18 protein-coding genes, 1 other RNA gene and 1 pseudogene are annotated in these 26,325 nt (G+C 55.5%); 5 read left to right on the top strand and 15 right to left on the bottom strand.

Translation table 11 applies throughout. The annotated features are described in order from the left end of the window. The first annotated feature begins 66 nt into the window (after positions 1-66). The gene (locus tag AC1RQB_RS05165; RefSeq protein WP_063341609.1) at positions 67-1,512 is read left to right on the top strand and encodes a SulP family inorganic anion transporter; all 1,446 of its coding nucleotides are present in this window, start codon (positions 67-69) and stop codon (positions 1,510-1,512) included. Positions 1,513-1,763: 251 nt separating this feature from the next. Further along, positions 1,764-2,132 (top strand): glyoxalase superfamily protein, encoded by a 369-nt coding sequence (locus AC1RQB_RS05160; protein WP_063341608.1) that lies wholly within the window; start codon positions 1,764-1,766, stop codon positions 2,130-2,132. A gap of 41 nt (positions 2,133-2,173) precedes the next feature. On the opposite strand, the gene AC1RQB_RS05155 is transcribed toward AC1RQB_RS05160, so the two are convergent. The 6 genes and pseudogenes from AC1RQB_RS05155 to AC1RQB_RS05130 form a co-directional block, all read right to left on the bottom strand. Beyond that, a complete protein-coding gene (locus tag AC1RQB_RS05155) occupies positions 2,174-4,936 on the bottom strand; it encodes an RHS repeat-associated core domain-containing protein (RefSeq protein WP_063341607.1) in 2,763 nt (920 codons plus the stop codon). Then, on the bottom strand, positions 4,933-9,435 hold the full coding sequence (locus AC1RQB_RS05150) for a SpvB/TcaC N-terminal domain-containing protein (RefSeq protein ID WP_063341606.1): 4,503 nt from the start codon (positions 9,433-9,435) through the stop codon (positions 4,933-4,935). The genes AC1RQB_RS05155 and AC1RQB_RS05150 overlap by 4 nt, the downstream gene beginning before the upstream one ends. Next, positions 9,432-13,622 carry a Tc toxin subunit A-related protein gene (locus AC1RQB_RS05145; RefSeq protein WP_063341605.1) on the bottom strand — a complete coding sequence of 1,397 codons (4,191 nt, stop codon included), beginning with the start codon at positions 13,620-13,622 and terminating at the stop codon, positions 9,432-9,434. Before AC1RQB_RS05145 ends, AC1RQB_RS05150 begins: the two co-directional genes overlap by 4 nt. Positions 13,623-13,656: 34 nt before the next feature. Then, a complete protein-coding gene (locus AC1RQB_RS05140; RefSeq protein WP_063341604.1) occupies positions 13,657-16,245 on the bottom strand; it encodes a Tc toxin subunit A in 2,589 nt (862 codons plus the stop codon). Positions 16,246-16,494: 249 nt separating this feature from the next. Beyond that, on the bottom strand, positions 16,495-17,208 hold the full coding sequence (locus AC1RQB_RS05135; RefSeq protein ID WP_429547825.1) for a methyl-accepting chemotaxis protein: 714 nt from the start codon (positions 17,206-17,208) through the stop codon (positions 16,495-16,497). 144 nt (positions 17,209-17,352) lie between these two features. After that, positions 17,353-18,279 (bottom strand): annotated as a pseudogene (locus tag AC1RQB_RS05130) (methyl-accepting chemotaxis protein); the annotation flags it as partial. A 374-nt stretch (positions 18,280-18,653) separates the two neighbouring features. On the opposite strand from AC1RQB_RS05130, the gene pmrG reads away from it, so the two are divergent. The 3 genes from pmrG to AC1RQB_RS05115 all read left to right on the top strand — a co-directional run bounded on the left by pmrG (position 18,654) and on the right by AC1RQB_RS05115 (position 20,858). Then, complete coding sequence (pmrG, locus tag AC1RQB_RS05125; protein WP_063343898.1) at positions 18,654-19,325, top strand: lipopolysaccharide core heptose(II)-phosphate phosphatase PmrG; 672 nt, start codon at positions 18,654-18,656, stop codon at positions 19,323-19,325. 34 nt (positions 19,326-19,359) lie between these two features. Continuing rightward, positions 19,360-20,205, top strand: coding sequence for a phosphatase PAP2 family protein (locus tag AC1RQB_RS05120; RefSeq protein ID WP_063341602.1), 846 nt, complete (start codon positions 19,360-19,362; stop codon positions 20,203-20,205). An 89-nt stretch (positions 20,206-20,294) separates the two neighbouring features. Beyond that, positions 20,295-20,858 carry a GNAT family N-acetyltransferase gene (locus AC1RQB_RS05115; protein ID WP_063341601.1) on the top strand — a complete coding sequence of 188 codons (564 nt, stop codon included), beginning with the start codon at positions 20,295-20,297 and terminating at the stop codon, positions 20,856-20,858. A 307-nt stretch (positions 20,859-21,165) separates the two neighbouring features. Here the strand turns inward: AC1RQB_RS05115 and AC1RQB_RS05110 are convergent, their stop codons facing one another. From AC1RQB_RS05110 to AC1RQB_RS05070, 9 genes are all read right to left on the bottom strand, one after another. Next, positions 21,166-21,534 carry a DUF6124 family protein gene (locus AC1RQB_RS05110; protein WP_063341600.1) on the bottom strand — a complete coding sequence of 123 codons (369 nt, stop codon included), beginning with the start codon at positions 21,532-21,534 and terminating at the stop codon, positions 21,166-21,168. A gap of 349 nt (positions 21,535-21,883) precedes the next feature. Beyond that, on the bottom strand, positions 21,884-22,141 hold the full coding sequence (locus AC1RQB_RS05105; protein ID WP_063341599.1) for a hypothetical protein: 258 nt from the start codon (positions 22,139-22,141) through the stop codon (positions 21,884-21,886). A 35-nt stretch (positions 22,142-22,176) separates the two neighbouring features. Next, positions 22,177-22,551 (bottom strand): DUF6124 family protein, encoded by a 375-nt coding sequence (locus tag AC1RQB_RS05100; protein ID WP_063341598.1) that lies wholly within the window; start codon positions 22,549-22,551, stop codon positions 22,177-22,179. 380 nt (positions 22,552-22,931) lie between these two features. Then, entirely contained in the window at positions 22,932-23,099 is a 168-nt protein-coding gene (locus AC1RQB_RS05095) for a hypothetical protein (protein WP_181150620.1), read from the bottom strand. Continuing rightward, entirely contained in the window at positions 23,096-23,821 is a 726-nt protein-coding gene (locus AC1RQB_RS05090) for a zeta toxin family protein (RefSeq protein WP_063343897.1), read from the bottom strand. The genes AC1RQB_RS05095 and AC1RQB_RS05090 overlap by 4 nt, the downstream gene beginning before the upstream one ends. Positions 23,822-23,971: 150 nt before the next feature. After that, the gene (locus AC1RQB_RS05085; protein ID WP_198537199.1) at positions 23,972-24,841 is read right to left on the bottom strand and encodes a hypothetical protein; all 870 of its coding nucleotides are present in this window, start codon (positions 24,839-24,841) and stop codon (positions 23,972-23,974) included. 90 nt (positions 24,842-24,931) lie between these two features. Then, positions 24,932-25,325, bottom strand: a transfer-messenger RNA (tmRNA) gene (gene ssrA, locus AC1RQB_RS05080). 116 nt (positions 25,326-25,441) lie between these two features. After that, a complete protein-coding gene (locus AC1RQB_RS05075; RefSeq protein ID WP_063341597.1) occupies positions 25,442-25,717 on the bottom strand; it encodes a PA2433 domain-containing protein in 276 nt (91 codons plus the stop codon). A 308-nt stretch (positions 25,718-26,025) separates the two neighbouring features. Further along, the gene (locus AC1RQB_RS05070; RefSeq protein ID WP_008067174.1) at positions 26,026-26,307 is read right to left on the bottom strand and encodes a PA2433 domain-containing protein; all 282 of its coding nucleotides are present in this window, start codon (positions 26,305-26,307) and stop codon (positions 26,026-26,028) included. Positions 26,308-26,325 lie beyond the last annotated feature (18 nt).

Below are 26,325 nucleotides of genomic sequence, written 5' to 3'. Positions count from 1 at the left end.
GGTCGGCCCGCCCTCAATTCCGTAACATCCGCCCTCTCTTCTCCCGCCTGTCTTTTTAGGTAAGCCATGAAACCCAAACGTCTGCGCGCCGATGTCCTGGCCGGACTCACGACCTCTTTCGCACTGATGCCCGAATGCATCGCCTTCGCGCTGGTGGCCCACCTCAATCCATTGATGGGGCTTTACGGCGCTTTCATCATCTGCACCCTGACTGCGCTGTTTGGCGGGCGGCCGGGGATGGTGTCCGGTGCCGCCGGATCGATGGCTGTGGTGATCGTCGCGCTGGTGGTGCAGCACGGCGTGCAGTACTTGCTGGCGACTGTGCTGCTGGGCGGGTTGATCATGCTGGCGTTCGGTTTGTTGAGGCTGGGCAAACTGGTGCGCATGGTGCCGCACCCGGTAATGCTCGGCTTCGTCAACGGCCTGGCGATTGTCATTGCCCTGGCCCAGTTGGAGCACTTCAAGAGCGGTGACGGCTGGTTGAGTGGTGCGCCGCTGTACATGATGGTCGGGCTGGTGGCGCTGACGATGGCCATCGTTTATTTGATGCCGCGCCTGACGCGTGCCGTGCCGCCAGCACTGGTGGCGATTCTGGGCGTTGGGCTGGCGGTTTATCTGCTCGGCCTGCCGACCCGCACCTTGGGCGACATGGCGCACATTGCCGGCAGTTTGCCGGGCTTCGCACTGCCAGACATCCCCTGGAGCCTGGAAACCCTGCGCATCATCGCCCCTTACGCGATATTGATGGCGTTGGTCGGTCTGCTGGAAACCCTGCTGACCCTGAACCTGACCGACGAGATCACCGAGAGCCGTGGCTACCCGGATCGTGAGTGCGTGGCATTGGGTGCTGCCAACATGGTTTCTGGCGTGTTCGGTGGCATGGGCGGCTGCGCCATGATCGGGCAAACCATGATCAACCTCAGCTCGGGTGGTCGCGGTCGGCTGTCCGGTGCAGTGGCCGGGATTATGATTCTGCTGTTTGTGCTGTTCCTTTCGCCGCTGATCGAGCGCATTCCGCTGGCCGCACTGGTCGGGGTGATGTTCGTGGTGTCGCAGCAAACCTTCGCCTGGGCCTCATTGCGTGTGATCAACAAGGTGCCGCTGAACGATGTCCTGGTGATCATCGCGGTCACGGTGATTACGGTGTTCACCGATCTGGCCATCGCCGTGTTGTGCGGGATCATCATTGCGGCGCTCAACTTCGCCTGGCAACAGGCTCGCGAGTTGTATGCCGACAGCTATCAGGAAAGCGACGGCAGCAAACTCTACCGCCTGCACGGCACATTGTTTTTCGCCTCTACCACGCCATTCCTCAACCAGTTCGATCCCGCCAACGACCCGGCGCAGGTGACCCTTGATTGTCGCCACCTGAGCTTCGTCGACTACTCTGCCATCGCTGCGCTGAGGACATTGCGCGAGCGCTACACCAAGGCTGGCAAGCAGCTACGCGTGCTGCATTTGTCCGAACGCTGCAAGAAACTGCTCAAACGCGCCAGCGAGCATCACGACTGAAATCGATCAGTGATCGTTCCTACGCCGAGCGTGGGACGGTCAGCGTCGGGGGATGAAAGTCCCCTGGCCAATTTCCATCACTCACGACCTGCCATACCTCTGCACGACATCCCATATCTCTCCACGAAAATTACTTTCATTGATCCATGTCTCATGGTGGCACATTGCGATTAAAGAAAGCCGCTCCCAAGCCGAAGCGCTGACATCCAGCCCAGCTACACTCTGGGCCTTCTCAATCTGGGAGCAACTCCATGAGCTTGGGCAAAACTACCCCGATCCTGCGGATTTTCGATGAAACCAAGGCATTGGAGTTCTACGTCGACTTCCTGGGGTTCAAGATCGACTGGCAGCATCGCTTCGAAAAAAATTTCCCGCTGTACCTGCAAATCTCCCTTGGCGAATGTGTGCTGCACCTGTCCGAACATCACGGTGACAGCACACCGGGCTCGGCGTTGCGCATTGAGACCGATGAACTGGAGGCGTTCCAGCAGCAATTGTTGGCCAAGGAGTATGCTTTTGCTCGTCCACAGATTCAGGCCATGCCCTGGGGGAGCCAGGACATGACCATCAGTGATCCGTTTGGGAATCGGTTGGTGTTTACCAATGCGATTAGTGTTTGAGAGAAGCTGGCATTGATATCGTTTTGTACAAATGCGGGGGGTCAGTAGGACTTAGTTTTTCGTCCCGTGACGATGTTGATGAAAGGAGGCAGAATTCCACTGCAATTGAAGCAGGCAGGGAAGTCCGAGCCTCGACCACGTTTTTGCATACGTGCCGTGTAAATAAAGGCTTGTGACAGTCGTTGATGGTGATGACTGGTACGCGGACCTCCCTGTAGCCAGACATTGGCCGCGACAACTTCGGCATGTAGACCCGCTATTCCTGCACTTACGGGGATTTCCTGGTGACGCGTCACGTGACGAATGATCCGTTTGGTCAGGAACACGTGGAGCCGCATATCGGCGGCAAAATAAGCTTTTTGAATGCCATTCATAAACGCCGGAATACTTGATACTCGGTAAGTGTCTTCCTTATTCCCTATTGATTCATTCAGGGTGACGCCGGGAAACAGGCTCTTGGGGCTTAAGCTTCCAGGAAGGTTGTGAAATCCGGTGAATGGATGGTCATGGTGTTCATTCGTGATACCAGAGAGCGCGGTATGTTTATCCAGCGAGGCTGATGTATAGACGGGATTTGAAAATCTCACAGGTTCGGGATACTTCCATTCTTTCGATTTCTCCAATGCACTCAACTGATTGAATGTTTTCTTTTTGTTGGCCCCGGCCTCGCTGATTATTCTGGTCGTTTCCATGGTGAAGTTATTGTATTGCCTCTTGACGATAGGGATTTGCCAGCGGGCTACATCAACGAAGTTTTCACGAGACATCCCTTCTCTATATCCCACTACCTTGTCGAGTTTCAGTTCTGCCAGATCGAGATAGTCCAGACGGTCTGATCTGTTCAGACCTTGCGCATCAGTAAATCTGACGGGGTTGTTCCCAACCATGCAATACAGGTTCAACCCGTCGACCGTCCCCGCCGGATCAGGGTTGATCCACCGCTGCAACCACGGTGCGTAATACCGGTGTCCGTAGTAGTAGAGGCCACTGGCATCGCGTTCTTTTCCGGAATATCGAATGGTGCGGTAATCGGCTTCCACCTTCGAGCGAGACGCTGTCCATGCCGTTCCGCCAAATGGGAAGTAGCTCTCCTGACTGATCAAGTCAGCATTGCCATCAAGTTCCAGTGAGCTGGAACCCAAATGGTCGTCAAGGCTATAGCGCAGTTGATCTGCAGGAATACCTGAGGGCTGGCCTTCGGTCCAGTGCAGGCAACGAACGCTGCCACGTCCGGCTTGCACTGTTATGACTTCCAGCCGCTCTTTCCCTCGGGTACGGATTTCGATGCCCGGTAAATAACGGACCTCTCGGGTGTGAGTGATCGATGCACCCTGGGTGGTGGTCGTTTTGCGAAGACGCTGACCACTGCCGTCATAGTCATAACGTTCATGGTCGTCAGGGCCATCCTCACGCTTGACCAGCACCACGCCGGTAAGTTGATTGCGTGCATTCCATTGCAGCAACTGGCCCGATTGCAAGTCTTGCAGATTGCCGTTGTCATCGAAGGTTGTAGCAGTGCCGGGCAATTCAGAGCCCTGGCGCCAAGACGCCAGACGATTACTGAGATTTGCCACGTTAAAAGTTCGGGTGTAATTGTTGCGATCCCGCACATGGCGCAGTTCGGTCAGGTTACCGCCAGCGTCGTATGTGTAGTGTTGGGTGAAATTGAACAGTTGCCGGGTATCGATGGGTGTAATGCCGAGCGCAGGAAAATAGGGGGCAGTGGTTGTTCCTGCCGCGTCTCGTCCGGTTGCACTGGTCAATTGGTAGAGGCTGTCATAGGTGAGTTTGCTGATGGCTTCGACTCTCTGGTTGCTGCCAAACTGCACGGGCTGAGCTTTGTCCTCGATTTTCGTCACATTACCCACCGCGTCATAGCTGTAGTGCAGCGACTGCAAGGTGCGGTTCGATACGGAGGCAGTCATCGAGGTCAATCGACCGCTGGCAGGATCGAACACCGCGCGGCTGATGACGTTGTTGCCTGCGGTCTGCGATTCAACCTGGCCGAAGGCGTTGTAAACGAGATCCTTCACCAGGGTATTTTCGATTTCGGTATCTTTGAGTTTCAGGCTCACGGTTTTGAGTCGGCCTGCAACATCAAAGGAAAAGCGCTGTTGGTGTTGACCGGCATCCACCTGCCGGATGACCTCGCCCGTTGCGTCGTAGTGCCATTGCGTTTTGTAGCCATCACCTGTTTCTAGTGAGAGGTTTCGGCTGTGTTCCTCTGCTGGCCAGTCTAAGGCGCTCAACAAAAAGTGGCGTGTCTGACGCGAGGGTTTACCACCAAGGGCGTATTCGTCGATAAGCAGGGTGCCTGCTTCGTCGTCGTGTTGAATCAACAAGCCACATCGATTGAGTGCGGCTGAATCTTTCGAGTTGTCGCCGTAACTGAAGCGTTCGATGATGCGTGCCGGCTGTCCCGGTGACTCTTCCTGGATCGTGATTGGCCGTAGTTGATTATCGAAGGTCGTTCGCCAATGATTGCCTCGCTGGTCCCAGTTGCGAAGTGTCTGTCCGGCGTCCCCAGGCAGGTTCAGTCGCCACCCGGCGTCAACGCTGTCTACCCGCAGTGGTTTGCCGGACAGGCTGTAGAGGGTCGTCAGATTGGCCTTCTGCGTTTCGGCAAACAGTCGCGGATCCCACTGCGCAATCTGGCGTCCGGCAGTATCGTACTGCTGACGGGTAATGCGCGCCTGCGCAGCCTTGGCTGCGTCACTACGCCAATAAGCGACATGCCGGACCGTCAGGTCTCGGCTGTCGACTACGTTGATCGTCGGTGTCTTGCAGTGAAGGCGTGCGCTCATGCCTCACCTCCGGTTGTCGGGAGTCGTTCGGACATGACCTCTTCCAGCGTATCGTTCTCGTCCTCGTCCAGGGTGTACCAGGGGTGGCGGGTTTGCCGCCGCATATAGGAAAGGCCATTTTGTTTTGCCAGACGTGTACGCGTAGGGCGCCCCAACGCATCGTAAAACTGCAGATCGCAATGGCCGAACTGTCGCAAGGACACATCGTTGATGTAGTCATGCTGATCGGCGAAGTAAGGGCGGTAGGTCCGGATCGCCAATCCCTTGTTGTTGTATTCCACCCGTTCGCTGATACGCCAGCGCTTTGCTGCGGTCAGCTCCTTCGGTGTTCCGTCCTCGAGGGTCAGTTCTCCCTTGGCGTTGACGACGTAGGCCGTACCCGATTCGACTTGTTGCTTACTTTGCAGTGTTCGTCCGAAGCCATCGCAGCAGGTGACGGTAATGCGGATTTGTCTCTGGTTGTCATTGGGGTAGCGATCAGCGACCAAGGTGGCGATGTGTATCGGCTCACGGGCCGAGGTTGCGAGTTCGGTTTTCAGTTTCGCTTCATCGGCCAATAATGTTTTAAGGCCTGCCAGGCGCCTGCGGACCGAAGCGCAGATGTATCCGCTTGGCAGCACATCACCGTTGGCCACGCAGCGCATCAGCCAGTCGCGGTCCTTCAGAGCTGCGTCCGAGACGCGCCCCATCCAGCTAAATGGCGCGTAGTAGATGGCATTGGCGGCGTCCAGCAGAGCACCCTTTGCATTGTTGATCGCTTCGGTCGGGCTGGTGAACTCCGGACGTTTGTATTGAGCGATAGGTTTGAAACCTATGAGCGTATTGCTCTTGTTGCTGTAAATGCTGGTGGCCAGCACTTGGCCGAAACCATCATAGAGCCCTTCTTGAATGTTCCCGTTCGGGTCAGTGATGCACCGGGGCTGGAATGAGCGGTAATCGTAGGTAGCCTTGGTGACACAACCATCGGGCAGTTTGAGCGCGGTGATGAGACAGTGATAGTTGTCGTAGCTGACCTCGGTCACACCATGGCTTTTGCTCAACCGCAGGGTCTGTGTCTTGTAAAAACCCTTCAGTGCGGCGTAGGTCGAGAAACCGCTTTTGACAGACCAGAGTTTTCTGGGAGACGTGGCTACGGGAAGGAAATCGTTCATACGGTGATAGCCACTTCGTTCGAGCAGTCTTTCCTTGGGGCGAGCCGCTTGCGACAACACGTCGAAGGCTTTCAGGGCTGTTTCGTCCAGCTCGGCGGTTTCCAGATGGTCGGCCAGGGCTTCGAAGTGGGCGACGCCGTCCGGCAGGGTTTCTGCGGTTGAGGTGTTTTTGTAGCGTTGCACGGACAGTCCGGTGAGGACGTGTTGGGTCGTCCAGGCGGTTTGTTTGACGAGTTCGATGAGCTTTTCGTAAGTCATATCCTTTGTGGTCAGCCCTCCGGCCTCGGGCGCCTTGGGTCGCTTCAACGCATTGGTACGCTGGCGATAAGGCAGACCCAGCCGCCATCCTTGGGCGCTATCCAGATGAATGAATTCGGCAAGGCTTTCGTTCAGGTAGTAGAACTGTTGTGCCGGATCATGAGCGTCGCGCCACCATTGTTGCTGGTCGGCATCGCTGAACGGCGGGATATCGCTGCCGGTTTTACGTCGGGCGTAATGGACGTTCACGCTGTGGGTCAGTGTGCCGAACAGGTCGTGCTGCAGATTGAGGGTGTGCCGGCATTGCGGATCATCGGCAATGCCTTCGTACTGATAACGGATGGACTCCAGCAGCAGTGGCAACATCCGGGCATAGCGTCGATTACCCTCAGGTGTTTGTAGCAAACGTACCCGATAGCGGTTTTCCTGAACCGAATAAAGCGTTCTGGTCTTCAGGCGTTTATCGACTCCGAAGATCTCGCTGCGCAGTAATTGACCGCTCAGGGCGCGGGCCATTTCGAGGGTTGTTGCCGTGTCTGGGGACGTGATGCGTGTGTCGTTCTTCAGCTCTGGCTGGTATTGGCAAAGCAGTGCCTTGCCCAGCGCTTCGGCTTCTTTGTCAGCAGGGTGATAATCGGTACGAGGCAGGTCCACTGCTTGCCCGGTGTGGAACCAGCTCTTTGTCTGGCATGGCGTGGTGAAACCTTGCGAATCGGCATCATCGGGGTTGGTTTCACTGTCGGTTTGCAGCAACAGGCCGAAGCCGCGAAATTCCCGCTCGATGCCGTCGTAGTAGCCTTGGCGGTAAGAGAAGCTCTGAGTCAGACGATTGCCGGTAATCTCGTCGAGTTGGGTCTGTTTCGATACCAGATGCAGGGCCATTGGCACATGACAGGTGCGGGGCTTGTCGGCTTTGATTTTCTCCGCTTTTTCATCCAGCCATTCCTGCGCCGAGCTGCGGTAGCTGATGCTGCCGGCGGCGCCCATATTGTTATTGGTGCGGGTGAGTAAATACGGTTTTGCTCTGACGAAGTCGTAGCGCCAATGACGGGGTGTCATGTGCAGCACGCTCAGAATCAGGCTGGAACAGCCGAGTCCTTGCAAGTCGGCGATGCTCACCTGGCAGAAACGGTCGTAGCGCATACCTTCCGGCCATGGCAGGGCCACTGAAGGGGCGAAACCATTGCCGCTGCGGTTCATGAAGATCCGCGCCTGATCCGCTTCCAGATAAATCAGGTCGGCGGCGCCAGAGCCGTCCAGGTCCGCCAGACGGATTCGCGAGGCGTCGAATGTTTCGTATGCAAGGCCAGGAGAGCCCAGCACGATGCCTTTACCGAAGCGTCCACGACCCAAGTTTGGCCAGCACTTCACTTCGTTGTGACGAATACGTACCAGGTGCTGTTGACCACTGCCCAGGATATCGCTGAAGGCCACCAGTTCGGAGGACGAAGAGGTGAGTACAGGAAGGGCGTCTTCATCCTCTTTACGAGTCACTTCGCGGGCGGTTGCAAAACCGTTCTGCCGTTGATTGGCGTACAGGCGAACACTGCGTGGGCCTATCAGCGTCAGATCGCTGAGCCCTTCGCCCATCAGATCGGCCAACTGCCCTTGCGGATTGAAAAACTCCACGGGGAAGGCATTGAACGTGGCGAAATCCGACCACTCCCGGTCGGGGCCGAGGGAGAAAAAACCACTCAGCCCCGGCTGAGCAATGATCCAGTCCAGCCGACCATCGCCCGTGAGGTCGCTCAGCGACTGGCGCACAGGTTTTGCAGTGTCGGCAACGGGAATGTTGGGTAACGCTCGCCACTGATCGTAAGCCACTTCATTGCTTTTGGCTCTGGCTCGCATGGGTTCGCGGTAATACCAGCCTGCGTTACCTCGATAGAGCACGCCCGGCAGGCCCTCGCCGTACAAGTCCACCAGTTGATAACCTTGGCCGTCGTTGAGCCCCGGCATGTTCTGAAAGCGCTGCCAGGCGTGGGTATCAGGCAGGAGCTTGAACTCGATGTAGCTGAATTCAACGGGGGGACGGTTATCGGCGGTTGTCGAGTTGCCAAACGCCTGGTCATGGGCCGCGCTCAGATGGTGGTAACCCAGAGGCGTCTGGCGGTAATCGAGCAGCAGGCGTCGGACCAGAGCGGGGGCGGTGCCCAACTCATCAGGAAAGCGGTGAAACATCAGAATCTGGCGACACAGGCGTTCGGTACGTAATTCAAAACCGTAGGCGAAACTGGAAAACGCGTCGCTACGGGTTTGCCACTGTTGGCCTTCATATAGAGGTTTGTGTTCGTACTCGGTACTCCGTTCGCCGTAGTCGAATACCAACTCGAAATGCCATTGCACAGGCTTCAGCCGGTCTGCTTGCCATAAGTAAAGGTTTGCATCGGCCTTGAAGTTGCCGTAGCTCACATGGCTCAAGTAACGCTGGGCCTTGGCGCCATCGCGGTCATCTTCTGCCTTGTACTGGTAAAGGATGTGCTCGCCGTGTGGGTTCAGACTCTCCTCTAGCAACCATTCGCCTACACGGCTCGTGTCCTGGGGATCGGCACGACGCGATGCCGGATTTTTTCCGTATAGATGAAGGCTGCCATCGGCACCGTGCACCAACCAAAAACCCGGTTTGTCGCTCTCCGAGGACCAATGTTCAATCCGGTCGAAGCTGCTTTCGATTCTCGGGAAGTGGCGCACAACAGTATAGGTTGTACCCAGTTCCTGCCCGTTGTAACGATCGACGCGGGTTGAGGTGATGACGCCCTTTTGATCGCGCTCGGGCAGCCACACAACACCGCTGGGGCCGACAATTTCGTCATCCTCAGCATAGGCTGGTACACCCTTGCTGGTGCGTCGCGCAACAGTGGGCAATGACACCCCCCAGCCGATGCCAAACATACTGTTGCCGACCGAACTGCCGTAGCTGAGTGACAAGGAGGGTGCAAATCCGCGACCCGGTGAAATCGGCAAGGCAATCTCATAAGAGGCTGCGCCGTGGGCGCCGATGGCCCCCCATCCTTTGCCAATGCTCTGGATGGCACCGCCACCCTTGGGTAGTGACGGCGCGATAACAGGCAATGCTATTTGTTCGCTCATTGCGAACCTCCGGCTGCTCTGGCCGTGTAGCTCACGTGCACGATGATGTCGGTCAGTGAGTCCAACATGGCTTGCTGCGCTTCGGGGTTCGGGAAGGTCAAACGCCATGTGGAGATGGCCCCGGTGTATTCGAAGGGCAGGTAGCGTTCATCGTTGAAGTTCAGGGTGAACAAACCGTTATCGTCGAATCCGGTAGAGAGCGCGATCTGTTGATTTGCGCGCAAGTCTTCTATGGGCTGCGTTTGGTCGCCGGGAGAGAAGTAAACCTTGCTGGAGGTCTGGGTCAGCGTTGCCCGGACGTTTTCATAGGGGCCAAGGAGGGCCGGCAAGGACACGCTGATCGTTTTGATGCGTAGCAGGTAATGATTCTGGTTTTTGTAGTCGTCCTCGAACGTCTTGTGGGTCAGCTCGAAATCGCAGACGCCTTTCTTCAGGTCAGTTTGAATGCTGGTCCAATCTTTATTGATTGTGCTGTCCTTGTCCTTGTCCTTGTCCTTGAGTTGACGCAGCGATACGGTTTTACGAATTTCCAGCTCTCGCCCGTTACGCTCCAAATACGCGGCCTGCATCCTCAACAGACTCAGTTTCAATTGCTCGCCCGCTCCAAGCCCACGATAGGTTGCACTCCAGGCCCCCGGCTGAATAAACCGTGCGGTGAAATCGGCAATCTCGTATTGCCAACAGGCCTCGGCCGCCAGGCACATTCCCAGGGCTACGTCATAGGCCTGGTAGTACATCGTGGCAAATTGGCTGTTGAGCCATTGGTAGACCTGCGCTTTGGTAAAGCGTTTGCTGAGTAAGTCGTAGTTGGCCTTGGCCTGGTTCAGTGTTGTTTCAGCCAGGCGAAGTTGCAGACGAGTGGCGGTTTCCTGTTCGGTAAAGTGTGCGAGTTGCGCGTCGATTTGTGCCAGTTCCCGTTCTGCCTGGTTACGGTTCAGGCTCCATTCTTCCCTGCGACGACTGAATTGCGCCATACGGTCGAGATGATTCGCCGCCGTGCGGTTCGCGATGGCATTGCCTTGAGCGAGCGCGCTGGCAGCGTGCATCGCACCTTCCCAGCGGCTGCCGCCATTGCTGAAGCCAAAGATGTTAGGGGTCATCATCATGCCGCCAGCGACGACCTGGGAGGCCGATGCCGCTACCTCCGATGCGCCACTGCTCAAGTACCGCTGACTGGCTGCTGCTTCTTCTTGAGTCACATCATTCGTCAGCAATTGTTGGTAGTGGCTGAGTCGACCCTCGATGATTGCCTTGCTGGCCAATAGTGCCTGGCGGTTTTGACGATCGATGCGCAGTGCCTGGGTTTGCAGGTCGACGGATAGTTTCGCCAGATTCCAGGCCTGCTGCTGTTGTAGCTCCTGTAACTGAGCCTGCTCCTTGCGCTCGATCAGCGACAGCAGTGTGGCGCCGAATTGGCTGACGCTTTCGACGGCATTCAGGGCCTGGCTATGGATGACGTTGAAGCGATAGTGGGGAATCCTCGAGTTCGGTAAGTCTAAAGTTCCGCCGGTCGAGCTGTTCAGGGCATTGACCCTGCGTAAGGAGCGAGGGTTCAGAGGCGCCGCGAATAACGGTAAGTGCAATGGCTTGCCGGTGATGTCGAGGTTATGCCGCAGGTTGTACAGGCGAATTTCGGCAATGTCCCAGCGTTTGAGCAGATCCGGGTTGAACGGCAAATGCAAATGCGAGGTATCGATAGGCGGCAAGGATTTCTGCGGATTGCCTTCTTGTAGTTGCAGTGAGTGGATGGTGTCTGGGTGAGACAGCGAGTTTTCGAATGTACGCAGGCTTCCACTGGGGGCCTCGCTCAACGTGTGCAAGCTAATGGCCGACCACTGATCGACCCGTTGAACGACCGGACGCGGCCCCAACAGATCCAGCGCCCGCATATACCACAGCTTTGCTTCACTAAGGCTATCGGACGTCAGCTCGCGGTACGCCGCGTCGCCTCGGTTGATCAGGATGTCCAGGTACAGAAAGTACAACGCTTTGCGAAAGTGCACGGGATGACTGAGGGCAATCTGGTGTGGATCGTGAGGGGCCTGAGTGGAATAAAAGGGTGGCGCGTCACCGGTCAAAGGCTTGGCGCACCAGTGCGCGGGTTGGTCGGCATCCTGCTTGCGTCCGGGATCGAATAGGTAACGGATCCAGCGTTCTGCCTCGTCGTATTGGCGTTCAGCGTTCAATCGATGGGCGATCAGCCATGGCAGGTAGAGGAACAGCTCTGTGAAGTAACGACCATAAGGGCCGTGAAAATCCATCTGGTGGGGGACGTCCCTCGGGATTGGTGGCTCTGGCAGATGCTGCGTTTCCCACGCGAACAGTTCATCCAGGCTGTTCTCGGTGCGGTGAATCATTTCGCTGGCAAACCCGGTGTTGAGTTTTATCGGCTGGCGGGGCTCCTTTTTGTTGTCGCCTTGTGAGATCGTCGAGTTTGAGAAGTCGAGAAACTGTGCAGCGTTCGCACAAACAATTTTGGGAGGAATGACGTCATCCCCGATCAACTTCAGTTCTATGGCTCCCAAAATGAAAAACTCGTTTTCAGTCCTTTTTTGGCGATCAAACATTTTTATGCCGTAGTGAAAGACCTTGCCCTCTTCGCCGATGTCCGTGGCGTTGAGTGTGAATATGTGCTGGTACGGTAGACTTTCTTGTAGGGGAGATTGATTGTTGATATTAGAAGTCGTTTCACCCTCCGGTCCTAGTAAAACATATTGATACGACCATTCACCTGTTGCTGCGTCTTGGAGTGTCAAAGTGCTTGTTGGCTTGTTCCCACTAATGCTCAGTGTGACCTTTACTGTGGCTGGCTTATAGCTTGCGTGAGCGATTATAGGGATTGGGGGAGTGTAAGTATTTAGATGCCTCACGTTCGTCATGTCTTTTCTATTGATTGGCGCGGGGAGGGTTCCAAGTTTCTTTAATTCGTAAGAGTTTGCTTGTAAAGGAATGTTTAGTTGAAGTGAATTCTTGTCGGATGGTGTGGAGAACGCCTTCACGAATTTGGAATGAATGTTGTGTTTTTGTTCTTTTATATCGCCAGGCGCGAGCATGCCGGGGGTGAGAGCGAGGTTTTTATCGACGCTGACTGTTTTCAGAAAGGTGAATTCAGACTCGGAGGAAGGTGAATTCTCGACGTACAGGGCAATGAGGAGGTAATCCTGCAAGTCATTCTGGTGATGTACGGCGATGGTACCTATCAACGGCTTGATTGAGTCCAGATGCTTTTCACGCAGTGTTTTATCCTCAATAAAACCTTGCAGGCAAATACGTGGGGAGCTCCAGGTTTTATCGGTTTTCCTGTAGCAAAGGCTCAAGCGCAATTGAGGATTACTGTTGTTTTTCTCTCCGCCAGATGGCGTGACAGCAACGTTGACGGCAGCAGGGTCCTGATGAATGCACTGAGCCCAGATAATGAACAGTCGATTGTTGAACCATACCGGGCGGATGGTGTGTTCGATTGCGTCGTCTGGAATAGGCACATCGGCTTTCTCCCAGTCCGACCAGGCGTACGGGAGGGGTTGATCGAGTTTGGGCGGGGTGACCGGCGGTTGCGGCGGTGTGCCATCGAGTGGGCGTTGGGCCATGTTCAGCGAACGCCAGAAGTAGGTGTTCTCGGAGCGGGATTTGGCGATGAAATAGTAGGTGCTGTTGGCGAAGTCTTCGCCATCGATATAGCCATTGAGGATGTTCAGGTTGGCGACTTCTTCGAACCGGGTCAGATAGCCCAGAACGGCCGACTGAACGGCGTCGGGTTGAATCCGGTGTTGACTGAGATCATTTTCCAGCTGCTGGAAGTTGTCGCTCTTGTTGTTCCTCAGGCTTGGCTCCAGATAAGTCGCTGGAAAGTAAAGTAACTGTTGATGCGCGGCCCAGATCGGGTATTGGTGCATCTCATTGCGCCAAGTCTGCATCCGCTCCAGAGTCAGGGTTGTGGCGTCATACCCGGGCTCCATGCTCATCAGGATGCAATTGATGTAGTGCTGCAGGCTGGCAATGGCGCAAGCCACCGGGGTGGTGGGCACATCCTGACTGACCAGCACATCGAGGAACCAGTATTCGTAGAGGTGCTGAGCTGTCTTGAGTGTTCTTGTCGTTTCGTCGTTGGGCGCAACGTTGTTCAGGAAGAACGCCAACAAGGCATCGCGCAGGCTTTCATCAAGTTGTTTTTTCAATGCAACGGTCATATTCATTCCTTGAATATTTAAAGCGGGAGAGGTGTTAGTGACAGGCCGCGACCACTGCTTCGCCAACGTCTTTCCAGTCCGATGTATTACTGTCGGTTGTCAGATCGGTGGCTTTGAGCAAGATGTTTGCTGACAGTCCTGTGCTTTCGCAACACGCCTGGCAGCGCATGACCCAATCCACTTCTTCCATTGAGCCCGCCCGCTTGCTGGGTAACTGTGCCGTCAGGCAACTCACCTCATCGGTTGTCCAGTTCAGGAGGTGGGCCAGCAAGCCGTTGACGTCTTTTTTCGATGGTGTCGATGTCGTCTTATCGGCTTCATCATCCTCATTGGTAAGACGCAAGTAATGCAGGAGGGTGTCTTCTGACTGTGCTTGGCGACGAGCGCAAAGACTGAAACGTTCAAGCAGATAAAGCGTCTGGAGTGTTAGAGTTCCCGAGTTGTTTGAGGCTAGAAACCGCGGGTTGTTCAGCAATATTTCAAGTGTGCTGCTGCTCAGGTGTAGTTCCCGGCATGCTTTGGCAGCGCGCAGTATCTTCGTCAGCGACGCAGGCATTGCCTGGGGGCGCGCGTTGATGTCCTCGTACACAGACTTCACAGACGTATCGGCCATTTTCATCACGCTCGGCAGGTACTCCGCGGATAAATCAGCGATGTCGTGCAGCAGACTTTCCATCAGACGAAGCTGCTGCTCAGCGGATGTATTGGCAGGTGTACGAAGTGCATCTAGCCGGTTTTGCAGGTTCTGCTCCAGCGGCAAGTCGACGTTGTGGCAGGCGAGCAGTTGGCACAGTTGCGCCATATCACGGTTGCTTTGCCCTAGCCAGTCGACGGCCCAATCCATCGCCATCAGTACATCGAGAATGTCGGTTGTCTGTGCGTTTGGATCGCTCAATGCTCCTGTCACCAGAAGCTCACTGAACTTGTCCCCTCCCAGTAATCGGGCGAGCCTTGTACTGTCGGCAGGGGAAAGACCAAACATCCGTGCGATACGGGCTTGGCGGTAGAGCGAGGACACTGTAGATAAATCATGTTTTAACGAAGCGTATTGCTCGGTCTGTTGCGCAAGCAGCAACAATGAGTCTTGCGTAAAGGAAAGGCCAAGGCCGGCACTGAGATAGCCGAAGGTTTTGAGGTCCGTAGTGACAAGCGCTGTCGTCTGCTTTTTTTGCAAAGGACTGTCGAGCAATCCTGTGCGATTGAACACTTGGTCAAACAACGGCGTTCGATCACCGCAAGCGGACGTCGGCATGTCATGCAGGAACGAAGCAAACTCCTCTGGCAAGATGCCATAACGCTGATTCAGGTATCGATAGACGCCTAGGGTGCGCAAGGTATTGATGTTGAGCGCAGTGGATGATCCGCCTTCCGAACGCAGGGCATTGACGAGCAAGGTATCCAGTTCGGCAAAGGGAATACCGGTCCAGCGTTGCAGACGGATCATCTGCTGCAAACGGTGGAAACGTGGTTTTGACCTGTTGATAATTTCCTTTGCTTTGTTTTCGGTAATGGCGATCTTCAGAACACCCTTCGATTTCTCGCCGGAAATCAGACCATTAATGTAACTCGCACCATAGTTGGCATGTGTGGAAGATGGGCTGTTGGCTGAAGCGCGAGGGCTGTATTTCCCCTGCGCGAGTACCTGCTGTACCTGCTCTGTTGTCAGTCCGGTACGTTCCTTGAAAAACTCAAGTTCACCTAGGCGTTCAATGTTTTCGGTTCCATAGGCCTTCTTCAACGTTTCAACGTTGGCGTCTATATCGAACTTCATGATTAGCAACTTCTGCTGCTCCGGACTTAGTCCGGACAGGTGTCGCTGAGCGTCGACACGAGATTTCAAAAGATCATGATCAACCCCAGCGTTATGTGAAAAAGGCAGTTTCAGACTGACGCGATAATTCAGCTCCCCCAGCCCCGGTTTGTCTGTGCCCAATCCAAGCAAGCATTGTTGGTGATGGAGATCATAGGGCAATGAGAAAGGGTAATACTCGCTGGCCAGTACTTCGTGAACGCTCTTCGAATTGTTGGTGTTGTTCAGGTGGTTCTGGATATGAGTGCTCAAGGTGTCATTGACAATGTTCAACATGGGCCGAGAAACGAAGGCGCTCTGGTGGTCCAGCATCAGTTCCTTGAGGTCCGGGCGCCGTTTATCCAGGGGGATTTTTTCTGGTTGTCGAGATGAGTTTTCCAGCTGTCCGGCAAACAGATACAACGCTCGCAAATAGGCCACGGGCGAGTCGATTGAAGCAATATCGCCTTCATGGCAAAAATGCTCCCAATTCTCGTTGAACAACGTTTGATAGGTGGCAGGCACAGATTTCGATTCGAAATCAGCGTTACGCCGGATACGCCGTTTGGCGTCACCGAACGATACCTGATGCTCCAGATACAGACGGCTGATCTGTCGGGCGTAACTCACGGCGTTGTCATAAGCCTGCTGCCCATTGGCGTCGCTGTGCCGGGCCAAGTCGCGGGCGAACTGCTCCTGGGGCATGTGCGCAATATCGAAAACAGACTCGATCTTCATAGCTTGCATGGCTGTTTTGAAGTCGGTTTTTGTCCCTTCTTCGCTGGCAGGGAAGTCAACGAGTTTGTCTAGCAATGAGTCGTTACTTACGTCCATGTGTTGTAAGTCTCCTGTCCGAATGGGATGTCCTTGGTCAGAAGAAACGTACAGGAGTAGAGAAGAAAGGGAGGTAGGCTGGTTGAGGGGTGATGCGTATGAAAAAGCGATTCGGTATCGGTATTTTTGGACGACAGGATATAGGAATTCAGGCGTGCGCCAGTTTTAAACGAATGGCCGAGAGTTCGATTTGCCTGGTGCCGGAAACGAGTAGGGCACGCAGGCAAAGAGGATTCATAGATTCGCGGGTTACACCCGGAAGTGACTCACCATCATCTGCAACTGATTACCCAACCTCGCCAGCTCAACACTGGACGCAGCGGTTTCGTCGCTGGCGGCGGCGGTCTGTTCAGACACGTCGCGTACGTTGATGATGCTGCGGCTGATCTCTTCGGCCACGGCGCTTTGCTGCTCGGCAGCGGCAGCGATCTGCTGGTTCATCGACTGGATGTTGGACACCGTTCGGGTGATGTTTTCCAGTGACACGCCGGCCTTGCGGGTCAGTGCCACGCTGCTGTCGGTCAGGGCGCGGCTGTTGTTCATCACCACCGACACTTGTTGGGTGCCGTTCTGCAGTCCGGCCACCAGGCCTTCGATTTCCTCGGTGGATTTCTGCGTGCGCTGGGCCAGGCCACGAACTTCGTCGGCCACCACGGCAAAACCACGACCGGCTTCACCGGCACGGGCCGCTTCGATGGCGGCGTTGAGGGCCAGCAGGTTGGTCTGTTCGGCCACGGCCTTGATCACGTCCATGACGCTGCCGATCTTGTCGCTTTCCTGCTGCAGCACGCTCATGGCTTCGGTGGAGCGCGCCACTTCGCTGGCCAGGCGTTCGATCTGGGCGATGGCTTCGTTGACGACTTTATCGCCTTCGCGCGCTTCGCCATCAGCGGCGGCTGCAGCTTGGGACGCTTCTTCAGCGTTACGCGCGACTTCCTGCACCGTGGCAGTCATCTCGTGCATGGCGGTGGCCACCTGATCGGTCTCGATTTTCTGACTGTTGACCCCGGCGCTGGTTTGCTCGGTCACGGCTGACAGTTCTTCGGCGGCGCTGGCGATCTGAGTGACGCCATCGCGGATACCGCTGATCAAATCGCGCAGGGTCACGCCCATGCGTGCGATGCCTTGCTGCAGCACGCCGAGTTCGTCGCGGCGGGTCACTTTGACGTCCTGGGACAGGTCGCCGCTGGCGATGCGCTCGACCACGGCCAGGGTATCGCGCAACGGGCCGGTGATCTGACGGGTGATGATCACGGCGGCAATGACGCCCACCAGCAAGGCCAGCAAGGTGCTGATCAGTTGCAGCGTGCGGGCCTGGGCGCTTTCGGCGTCGCGGCGGTCGAGCTGGATCTGATACAGCTGATCGCTCAGGGTCACGATGGTGGCCCCCTGTTCGGTCATTTCCTTGCGCGCCTGCACCGCCTCGGTGTTGGCGGCTTTATACGCTTGCAAGGCACTGCGGTAGTTGCTTAGCGCGGTTTCCAGCTGGCGCAGCGCATCTTGCTGGGTCTCGGCGAAATGCACATTGAGCTGTTTCAGACTGGCGATGGCCGTGTCCAGTTGGGCGACGGCTTTTTGCTCAGTCTCGACGTTGGTGCTGGCCGTGTAGCCACGCACTTCGTAGCGAGCCAGGATAAACGCTTCCTTGGCCGCGGTGATGGCCTGGAACTGTTCGAAGCGTTGGTCGCTCAGGGGCATTTGCTGCACGCGGGTGCTGATTGCTTCGATCAACTTGCTGGCGGTTTCAGCATTGGCGCCCATGGCGTCGCGGGCGCTGTTACCGGTGCGGTAGGCGCTGCGCATTTTGTTCAGGGAGATCTGGTAAGCGCTGATGGTCGCGCTCTGCTCTTTGAGCAATTTGACGTTTTCCGGGCTCTTGAAACTCGACAGCAACGCTTGTTGCTGAGCGACGAAGCCGTCGAGGGTGGTCTGCACATTCTGTGCGGCCGTTTCATCGCCGTTGGTCAGCATGTATTGCAGGCGAACCACACGCAGTTTGGTCAGCCCAGCGTTGAGCTGAGTGATGTCGCTCATCCAGTTGCTGCGGTCAATCAACCCGCCCAGGCTCGTCCAGCCGGTCAGGGCGAGGACGCAGGTCAGTGCCAGGACCAGGCCGAATCCCAGGCCCAGTTTCAGGTTCACGCTGATATTACCGAACCAGCTATTCATCAATATTCCTCCAGGAACGTTGTGCTTCTTGATCGTCGGTTGGCTGGAAGATTGTTGTTTTAAGAGCCAGCAAGGGGGGTTAGCAGGTCTGTATCGGCAGCAATCCCGGGAGCTGAAAGGTTTTTGTTAGGCAAAGTTTGTAACAAGGTTTTCACACGGGTTTCACCGGCTGCCGACGCGCGCCTCTTTACCCTCGCGGCAACGAATGACAGTGGTGCATGCCGGCGAGGTGGCTTGATGTGGAATTGAGACTGAGTCTGTTCGGGATAAAACGCTCGATCGATCTGAGCCGTTTGGCCCGTTATCGAAACGCCGCAGTCGTGCTGGCATCTGCCTTGTTGGTTATTCCGCTGACCGTGTGGCTGTTGCGACCCGCCGCCGTCCCTGACCTGGCCCATGGCAATGTGGCGGGTGCCCGGGCGTTGGCGACCGGGTGGGCCAAAGGCGACATGATCGTGCTGGTGCGCCACGTCGAGCGTTGTGATCACTCCACGGCTGCCTGCCTGAGCGGCAATGACGGCATCACCGATCGCTCCCGTAGCGTGGCGGTGAGCGTCGGCGCGCAGTTCGAGCATTTGGGGCTGGATCAGGCCGACATCTATAACAGCCCGATGATGCGTACGGCGCAGACCGCCGGTTACATGTTCAACAAGGTCGGCGTCGGTGAAGACTGGTTGATCCATTGCAGGGGCAGCATGCTGCGCGATGCCCTGGCGCACAAGGTGGTCGGGCGCAACCTGATTCTGGTGACCCACAGCGAATGCATGGCGCAACTGGAAAAAGATCTCAAGTTACCGACCGCGACCCTTGGTTATGGCGCTTCTCTGTTTATCTCCGCCCAAAAGTCTCAACCACCGCGCATGCTCGGTTTCATCGAGGCCTCCGACTGGCGTTCGGTAACCACCGAATGAGTTTCACCATCATTCCTCTGGATCAGGACATACGATGCTGACTTCTCCCCCTTACCGCTTTTACTGGGTGAACTTTGGTATTCCGCTGGCCTGTGCGGTCGTGGTGTTCCTGCTGTTTGACCTGACTAAAATCGACATTGCCTTCAGCGATCTTTTTTATGATCCGGCCACCCGGGTGTTCCCGTTGGCGCATGTCCATCTGTTCGAGAAGATCACCCATAAATGGGCGCGGATCATCCCGAACTGGACTGGCGAGGTCGCGATGATCGGCGCTTTGCTGTCGTTTCTCTGGCCGCGACTGAAGGCTGAAAAACATTCGAAGATCATCACGCTCCTGGAAAAAATCAAAGTCGCGCCGGTGCTTCGGTTCGCCAGTAAACACCGTCGGGACTTCCTCTATGTGGTGTTCGCGTTTTCCATCAGCACTGGCGTTATCCACTACCTCAAAGGCCACACCAGTGTGTATTGCCCGGTCGAAACGACCCAGTACGCCGGGAACATCGAACACAAGGAGTGGTACCAGAATTTCGACCTGCTGAAAGTCGCAGGCGATGGTCGCTGCTGGCCGGGTGGACATGCGTCGGGCGGCTTCACCATGCTCGCGCTGTACTTTGTGGCTCGCCGCTACCGCTGGCGGTATTCCAAAGCGCTGATGTACGGCTCGTTGTTGCTCGGTTTCGTCTACGGCACGACGCGGGTTCTACAGGGTTGGCACTACATGTCCCACACCTTCTGGGCCGGAATCTTTGTATGGCTGGCATGTTTGCTGACGGCGTTGGCGTTCTATGGGCGGGCGCGGCTGGAGCTGCCGGTGCGACAGCAGGCTGAGCGACCTGTCGTTGAGCCGTTTACAAGTTCACCCGCCAACGCGGAGATTTAGGCCGGGGGCCGTTGAATTCCTGAGTAGCAGTGTCCTTCCTGGCACTGCTACTGTTTGACGCTACGGAGTTTGAATTCAAGGAAGATGCAATGGAGCTTTCGCTGACGGTGGGCACTCATACATTGAGATTGAGTGCCCCCGACCCCGAATGGTGTAAAGCGTTGCAGCATGCGCTTAACGCCAGTTTTACCACCCATTCCGAATTTCTGCCCTGGGCCAAACCCTACACCACCGAGGACGAGGCCAGATCGTTCCTCGCGCGGGCAGTCGAAGAATTCAAAAGCGAAACAGGTGAGCGGCGGCTGTTTATCGTCGACGATGCGGCGCACACGATCATCGGCTGCATCGGTTTGAAGCCCCAGCGCCGCAACCGCTACGTCCTCGGCTACTGGGCCAATACCGAGTATTCGGGCAAAGGTTATATGCGCACAGCGCTCGAAGAATTGATCAAAAGCCTGCCCGGTTTCACGTTGTACCTGACCACGGACTCGGCCAACGTGGCGAGCCAGCGGCTGGCTGAATCGGCCGGTTTTGGTTTGATCAGGAAGTGTTATCAGGCGCGGTGTGCGCAGCAGCATGGGGAGCAGGAATATTTGTATCGATTGAAATGCCTGCAGGAACTGCCGAAGGTTTCCCCTGCGCGGGCTATTTGAACTGACCGCCAACAAAACCGCAGACAAAAAAAAGCCCGCGGGAGCGCGGGCAAACCGTAGTTTCTTGAATGAGCGAGGGCAATGTACAGGTTGGGGAGAGGTGGTGGGGTGAAGAAAAATTCATATGGATGGGCCTTCGGCATGGCCTCTGAGTGAACGAAATGCCCGGGGAAGTCGCAATAATGTTGTGTATTTCATTTTCCACGATGTAACAACGACGGCATCAGCAAAAATGGGCGACCTCAATGAGGCCGCCCATTTTGTTTTTCTACGCCGAAATCTGCGTCTGTAGTCGTCGCTCGATCACTCAGTGAAAAACGGGTGGCTTGCCCACGGCCACCGATGCGTTCGGATCAAGGTTATCCCGCGCTCGGTTGACCAAGAGCTCGGTCAGCATCGTCAACTGCTGAAGCGCCAGCGCCACATTGCGCTGTGGCCCATCGAGCCGGTTGGCAAAGTCCAGAGTCATGACGTTGAGGGACGCCAGGGTTTCGCTGGCATGAGAGAGCAGGGTGAGCGTGTCGACGTCGGGGCGGACGGCGAAGATGTTTCTGTTCAGGTTGCGCCGGCGGGCGTTGACGGCGCGCTCGGTGGCTTGGGGACGTTGGGTGGGGTCGAGGGTTTCAGGCTCTGAAGTGGCCGGTTTTTCAACTAAATGCAGGGTGATTTTTTTCATAAGGGCGTTCCATGAGGTTAGGGATCCTTACGCTGTTTCGGCTTGTCAAAACCGTCCGCAGGGTTTGCAGCGAAGCGTGAAGACTATCTGCCGGAAACGTTGTTCGCCAGTTCATGGAAGTCGCTACGGGTTGCGGGAAATTTCCCAGGATGACGTGGTTCTAATCTGTCAGATAAATCCTTTTTTTACACAAGGCAGAAAGCGTGGCGACTCTGCGTCCATTGAGTCGACAGTAAGTTACAGATCATGAAACCTACTGTTGAGTCATCTAATGTCGCTCAATCCCAAAAAGGCACCTGCGATATGTTCGTCAGGTGCCTTTTTGTGTTGGGGTAACATGCTGGGTTCGTTACAACGCCGAAACCTGCATCTGTAACCTTCGCCCAACCACATCCAGCAAATCACAGCCATCGCGCAGCGAAGTTACCAACACCCGCGCCAGCTCACTGTAAACGCCTTCGTTCACAGCGAAACTTTCCAGCAATTGAGTCGCCGTGCGGATGCGGTAGGCCGCCGTTTCATGCAGCACGTCCAGCGGCGCTTCGGTGTCGATCAGCAGCGACGCGATGGTGCAGTCGATGCCGGTGACCGGCATGTATCGATCCATGACAAAACCTCCATTCGCTCAACGAGCGAGATCACTCAGTGGCAGACGGGCGTGACCGGCGGCAGGGGCGAATCGAGGTTATCCAGCGCTCGGTTGATCAACATCTCGGCCAGCACGGCCAGTTGCTGAATCGCCAATGCCACGTTGCGATGCGAGCCTTCAAGCTGGTCGGCCAGATCGGTGGTCATGACATTCATGGAGGCCAGGGTTTCGCTGGCGTGAGCGAGCAGGGTTGGGGTGTCGACGTCGGGGAGGATCGTGAAAACATGGCTTACGGGATCGGGCTGTTTCGGGTCGCGCAAGCGGGCGCTGACGGCGCGTTGGGTGGCTTTGGAGAGTTGGGTCAGGTCGAGGGTTTCCGACTCTGGAGTGGCTGGGTTTTCAAGTGGCTTGGGTTTGGTCTTTTTCATGGGGGAACTCCGGAAATTTAGGGATCCCTACGCTTTTCGGCCTGTCAAAACCGTTCGCCGGGTTGCAGCGAAGATGGAAGGTTATCTTTACGGGTCGTTACTCGCCAGTTCATGGAGTTCGCCACAGTTTGAGGGAAATTTCCTAGGACGTGGTTAGTTTGCCTCCAGCAAAAGCTGCAATTAAGACCTAGGTTGGAAAGGAGAGTCGGGATAGGCGGACGCAGGCGCTATTGAGCGACATTGAAGTGAGTAACGTGCTTTATCGTCCAGCCGTCCAGCCGTCCAGCCGCAATGAAGATCTCCCTGAGGATACCGAGCGTAAACGGGAAATAAAAAGCCCGGCATCTGGCCGGGCTTCTCTTTGATTCTATGCATGTCTATCAGGCTTGCTTTGCCTCGGCCTGCATCATCACGAGGTTTTGTTGCTTGGTCGCCTCGGTCAAAACTTCACTGTAAACGCGTTTTTTTTGCTCTGACTTCGCGTTACGAATAAAGTCGGCAAATGGGCTTTTAGCACCCTTGGTTAAGCCTAGCTTAATCGAAATCATGAATGCGCTCCTGATGGTAATCCGAGCTCGGCCTCTAGATCGGCCCGCGTGTGGCGCTCAGGTATATGGTAGTCAATTTTATCGACACCAGCTTTGTAAAGACGTCCAGAATTGTCGATATGCTTGAGCAGTAGATCCACGTGGACATCGCCGCCGTACTCTAGCTTAAGTGCGTTCACAACGTCACGCGCCGCGAAATACTGATCGATGAAATGCTCCTTGCGAATCCTTCTACCCTCTGCCTCCTCTCGAGCTTTGACAAAGCCCCATGCAAGGTGAGGATTTTGATAGACGTACAAGATTTGCACAAATCTGCCCTTTTTCAAGGAGCGTTCGACATTTCTTCTGGCTACATCGAGGTTGGAGAATGTTCCGTCGAGCAGAAAAGACTGTCTCTGATCGATAGCAAAGTCGAGAATTTTTTCAACCAGGATCGAAACACCTCCCTGAAAAAGCCAAGAGTTGCCACCCGAGTATTCAGAAAATTCGTTTCGAAGCTCGTCTGGATCAATCCTTAGGATCTTCGTGTCAGCGAAAAGGTTCACAAGCGCGATTGAGGCTTCAGTTTTACCCGCCCCTGGGGAGCCGGCCATAAACACTGACACGGGAGCTTCCTCTGGCGGATAAATGGTTTTGTCCGTCCGGCGCTTGGCGATTGCTTTCTTGTTTGCGCGAGCGAAGCTGACTGCTTTAGCCGAAATCTCTAGCTCTTCGGGTGTCATTACTTGCCTTGCCGGGGTCGCCTCATTCGCCACAAGCAAACTCCTTCTTGTCGGTTTCGTGCCGTCTAAAGCTAGCGACATATCTCGGTCCCGCCCATGCTGCAATATATCTGGCTGCTCAGTTTCTCGGGCCTTGAGTCAGTCGTTTCATCAGGGACTAAAAACCTGGTTAAAAAATTCTGTGTATTTAGCTATGGCGCCTAGAGCGATGGCGATAACGGTGAAGGCTGTGAATAGAGGGTGTCCTTTTATTACCTCGAGAACGGCGACTGGCCGTACACCGAATTTGTCTGCCCAAGATGCGTCGGTTTTTAACCGCTTTTCGTGCGTTCGCTCGAAAAAATTTGCAAACATATCCAGTTTACGCAGAGTAGACCTGTGCATCTTTAGGTAGTCGCCGTTGACGAACGCCTCCGCTTCCTGCTCTCCGGTAAGCGCATCAATGTCGGACACGCTGTTCAGTTCAGTCAGGCTCATTATGCGGCCCTTACGCCCTTTGCTATCCACATGTGGCGCATAGGATTTGCCATAAAGGCTGACCAGTACGCGAGCTAAATCTACTTTCTTATCGTCCTGGAGTTCAAAAGGGTTCCCCCCAAGCACCCGGTAGCGATGCTCAAGAGCGAAGAAGCCGAAATGCTCATCACGCATATTCCAATGAAGGAATCGACAATCCTTATGCTGCTCAAGGAATGCAAAATACCCATCAAGCATAGATCGCTCGTGACTGTCGAGCTCGTCCGACATGGTGTCGAGGGAGCCCTTGAGCTCGGCTGACTTGTGAAGCGACCACGACTTCGTTTGTGCCGACTTCAGATTTCGTACCGCAATTGAAGTTACACGTTTCGAGGCGCCGGTAGAGCCCTCGTAAAACGATTCGCATGAGTAATGGACTACGTAGACCCGACTGGCATCTTGGTAGAGGTCGTCCACCAAGCTTCTGCTTTTCGCTCGATCCTTGACTCTATCAATCTCAGAACTCATTTCCCTGACCTTCGCCGCTTCGTCTGAGGCTGCCATTTAGCTGTCATTACGGAGCTAAAACGGCCCCGTCAGGCACAAAAAAGGCACTTGCGATAAACGCTAAGTGCCTGATTTGTAATGTTTATTTGGTGGAGCCGGGGGGATTTGAACCCCCGTCCGCCAGTACTCCGCTGTCGGTACTACATGCGTAGCCGTGTCTATTAAGTTAACCCTCAGCGACCCGACGGGCAGGGTGCTTTGGGCGAGTTGTGTAAGTTTTAGCCGCTTCGTCCACAACGTACTGCACGGCGATTCTGTTCTATATGACAATCACTTTGGGTTTACAGACATCCCCTGATGATTGCTGGACCCGAAGGTACCAGGAGGGAAGGGCTAAGGCTGCTTACGCAGCGAGAGCGTATTCCCCGTAGGTTTCGTCATTGGCAACTATAGAAAGTTGCAACAGTGGATTTACGAGTTCTGTTACCAACTCGGCATGCACCTAAAGTTTCGCAACCGGCGTCGAATCCTAAACGGCCCCGAACCTGCAGTGTGTAACCAGCAGGCAAGCGCAGTGTACGCCAATGCGCGCGGCGAGTCGACCTTCTGTCCGTGCTTGCGTGTCAGGGCCAACGCTGGATTGGCTCTGGTCAGGCCCTACTGACCGTGCGCGTGGCTTTGAATGTCCTGAAGCGCCTGCTGCGTCAGGGAAACACACTCTCTGTCATTGTTGGCGGCGTGGGCGGCCTTGGCTTGTTCAGTTTTGGTGATGACGACACCTTTGGTGGCGGCGTCCAGCGTGGCTGTGCTGGACAGCTTGCTGTTGACTTCCTGCAGCTTCATTACGCATTGATCGCTATCGTTTGAGGCGTATGCGGAGGAGGCCAGCATTGTTGCAGCGATGAGCAGTCCAGCCAGGGCGGAACGCTTCATGGGTATCTCCTGGAACGGGGGTGGGGATTGGGCCACGCTGATTGGGGCTTAACAAATGGACTGTGATGGCGTGCAAGGGTTCTGTTTTTGCTGGCGATGGGGTGAAAGATTTTTCCGGGAGGGGGGTGCGAAAAAGGGACAAGAAACGCCTGATGCCAGTCAGTTAAGACCAAATGCAATCTGTAGCAGCTGCCGAGCACGCGAGGCTGCGTTCGGCTACGAAGCAGTCGTGAGACTGCCTGATGCTCCGCAAGCTTAGGGTTTACATGGCTCAGAAGGCCAACCCGAAGGTTGGCCCTCAGTGGTTATCAGCCTTTATCGCCTTTGCCCGCGTTCTGTATTTCCTGCAGGGTTTGAGTGGTTTCGGAGATGCATTTTTTGGTGCCTTCCTCGGTGTTTTGCGCCTGGTAGGCCTTGGCCTGCTGGACACTTGCCTCGACGCGCGCACTCATTTCCGGCGCCAGGGTCTGGGTCTTGGCGTTGGCGATGGCTTGCAGGTTGGTTGCACAGAGATCATCGCCGGCGGCAAACGAGGAGGAGGCCAGCATTGAGGCAGTAACGAACAGACCTAACAGTACTGAGCGTTTCATGGGTATCTCCTTGAACTG

Source organism: Pseudomonas sp. GW822-FHT02E03, from assembly GCF_058802325.1.
This window is presented reverse-complemented; position numbering and strand designations above follow the sequence as displayed.

Bases quoted from the DNA above. Each gene is read 5' to 3' on its own strand.
- AC1RQB_RS05165 (WP_063341609.1), top strand. From the start codon at position 67: ATGAAACCCAAACGTCTGCGCGCCGATGTCCTGGCCGGACTCACGACC.
- AC1RQB_RS05160 (WP_063341608.1), top strand. From the start codon at position 1,764: ATGAGCTTGGGCAAAACTACCCCGATCCTGCGGATTTTCGATGAAACC.
- AC1RQB_RS05155 (WP_063341607.1), bottom strand. From the start codon at position 4,936: ATGAGCGCACGCCTTCACTGCAAGACACCGACGATCAACGTAGTCGAC.
- AC1RQB_RS05150 (WP_063341606.1), bottom strand. From the start codon at position 9,435: ATGAGCGAACAAATAGCATTGCCTGTTATCGCGCCGTCACTACCCAAG.
- AC1RQB_RS05145 (WP_063341605.1), bottom strand. From the start codon at position 13,622: ATGACCGTTGCATTGAAAAAACAACTTGATGAAAGCCTGCGCGATGCC.
- AC1RQB_RS05140 (WP_063341604.1), bottom strand. From the start codon at position 16,245: ATGGACGTAAGTAACGACTCATTGCTAGACAAACTCGTTGACTTCCCT.
- AC1RQB_RS05135 (WP_429547825.1), bottom strand. From the start codon at position 17,208: ATGCACGAGATGACTGCCACGGTGCAGGAAGTCGCGCGTAACGCTGAA.
- AC1RQB_RS05120 (WP_063341602.1), top strand. From the start codon at position 19,360: ATGCTGACTTCTCCCCCTTACCGCTTTTACTGGGTGAACTTTGGTATT.
- AC1RQB_RS05115 (WP_063341601.1), top strand. From the start codon at position 20,295: ATGGAGCTTTCGCTGACGGTGGGCACTCATACATTGAGATTGAGTGCC.
- AC1RQB_RS05110 (WP_063341600.1), bottom strand. From the start codon at position 21,534: ATGAAAAAAATCACCCTGCATTTAGTTGAAAAACCGGCCACTTCAGAG.
- AC1RQB_RS05105 (WP_063341599.1), bottom strand. From the start codon at position 22,141: ATGGATCGATACATGCCGGTCACCGGCATCGACTGCACCATCGCGTCG.
- AC1RQB_RS05100 (WP_063341598.1), bottom strand. From the start codon at position 22,551: ATGAAAAAGACCAAACCCAAGCCACTTGAAAACCCAGCCACTCCAGAG.
- AC1RQB_RS05095 (WP_181150620.1), bottom strand. From the start codon at position 23,099: ATGATTTCGATTAAGCTAGGCTTAACCAAGGGTGCTAAAAGCCCATTT.
- AC1RQB_RS05090 (WP_063343897.1), bottom strand. From the start codon at position 23,821: ATGACACCCGAAGAGCTAGAGATTTCGGCTAAAGCAGTCAGCTTCGCT.
- AC1RQB_RS05085 (WP_198537199.1), bottom strand. From the start codon at position 24,841: ATGGCAGCCTCAGACGAAGCGGCGAAGGTCAGGGAAATGAGTTCTGAG.
- AC1RQB_RS05075 (WP_063341597.1), bottom strand. From the start codon at position 25,717: ATGAAGCGTTCCGCCCTGGCTGGACTGCTCATCGCTGCAACAATGCTG.
- AC1RQB_RS05070 (WP_008067174.1), bottom strand. From the start codon at position 26,307: ATGAAACGCTCAGTACTGTTAGGTCTGTTCGTTACTGCCTCAATGCTG.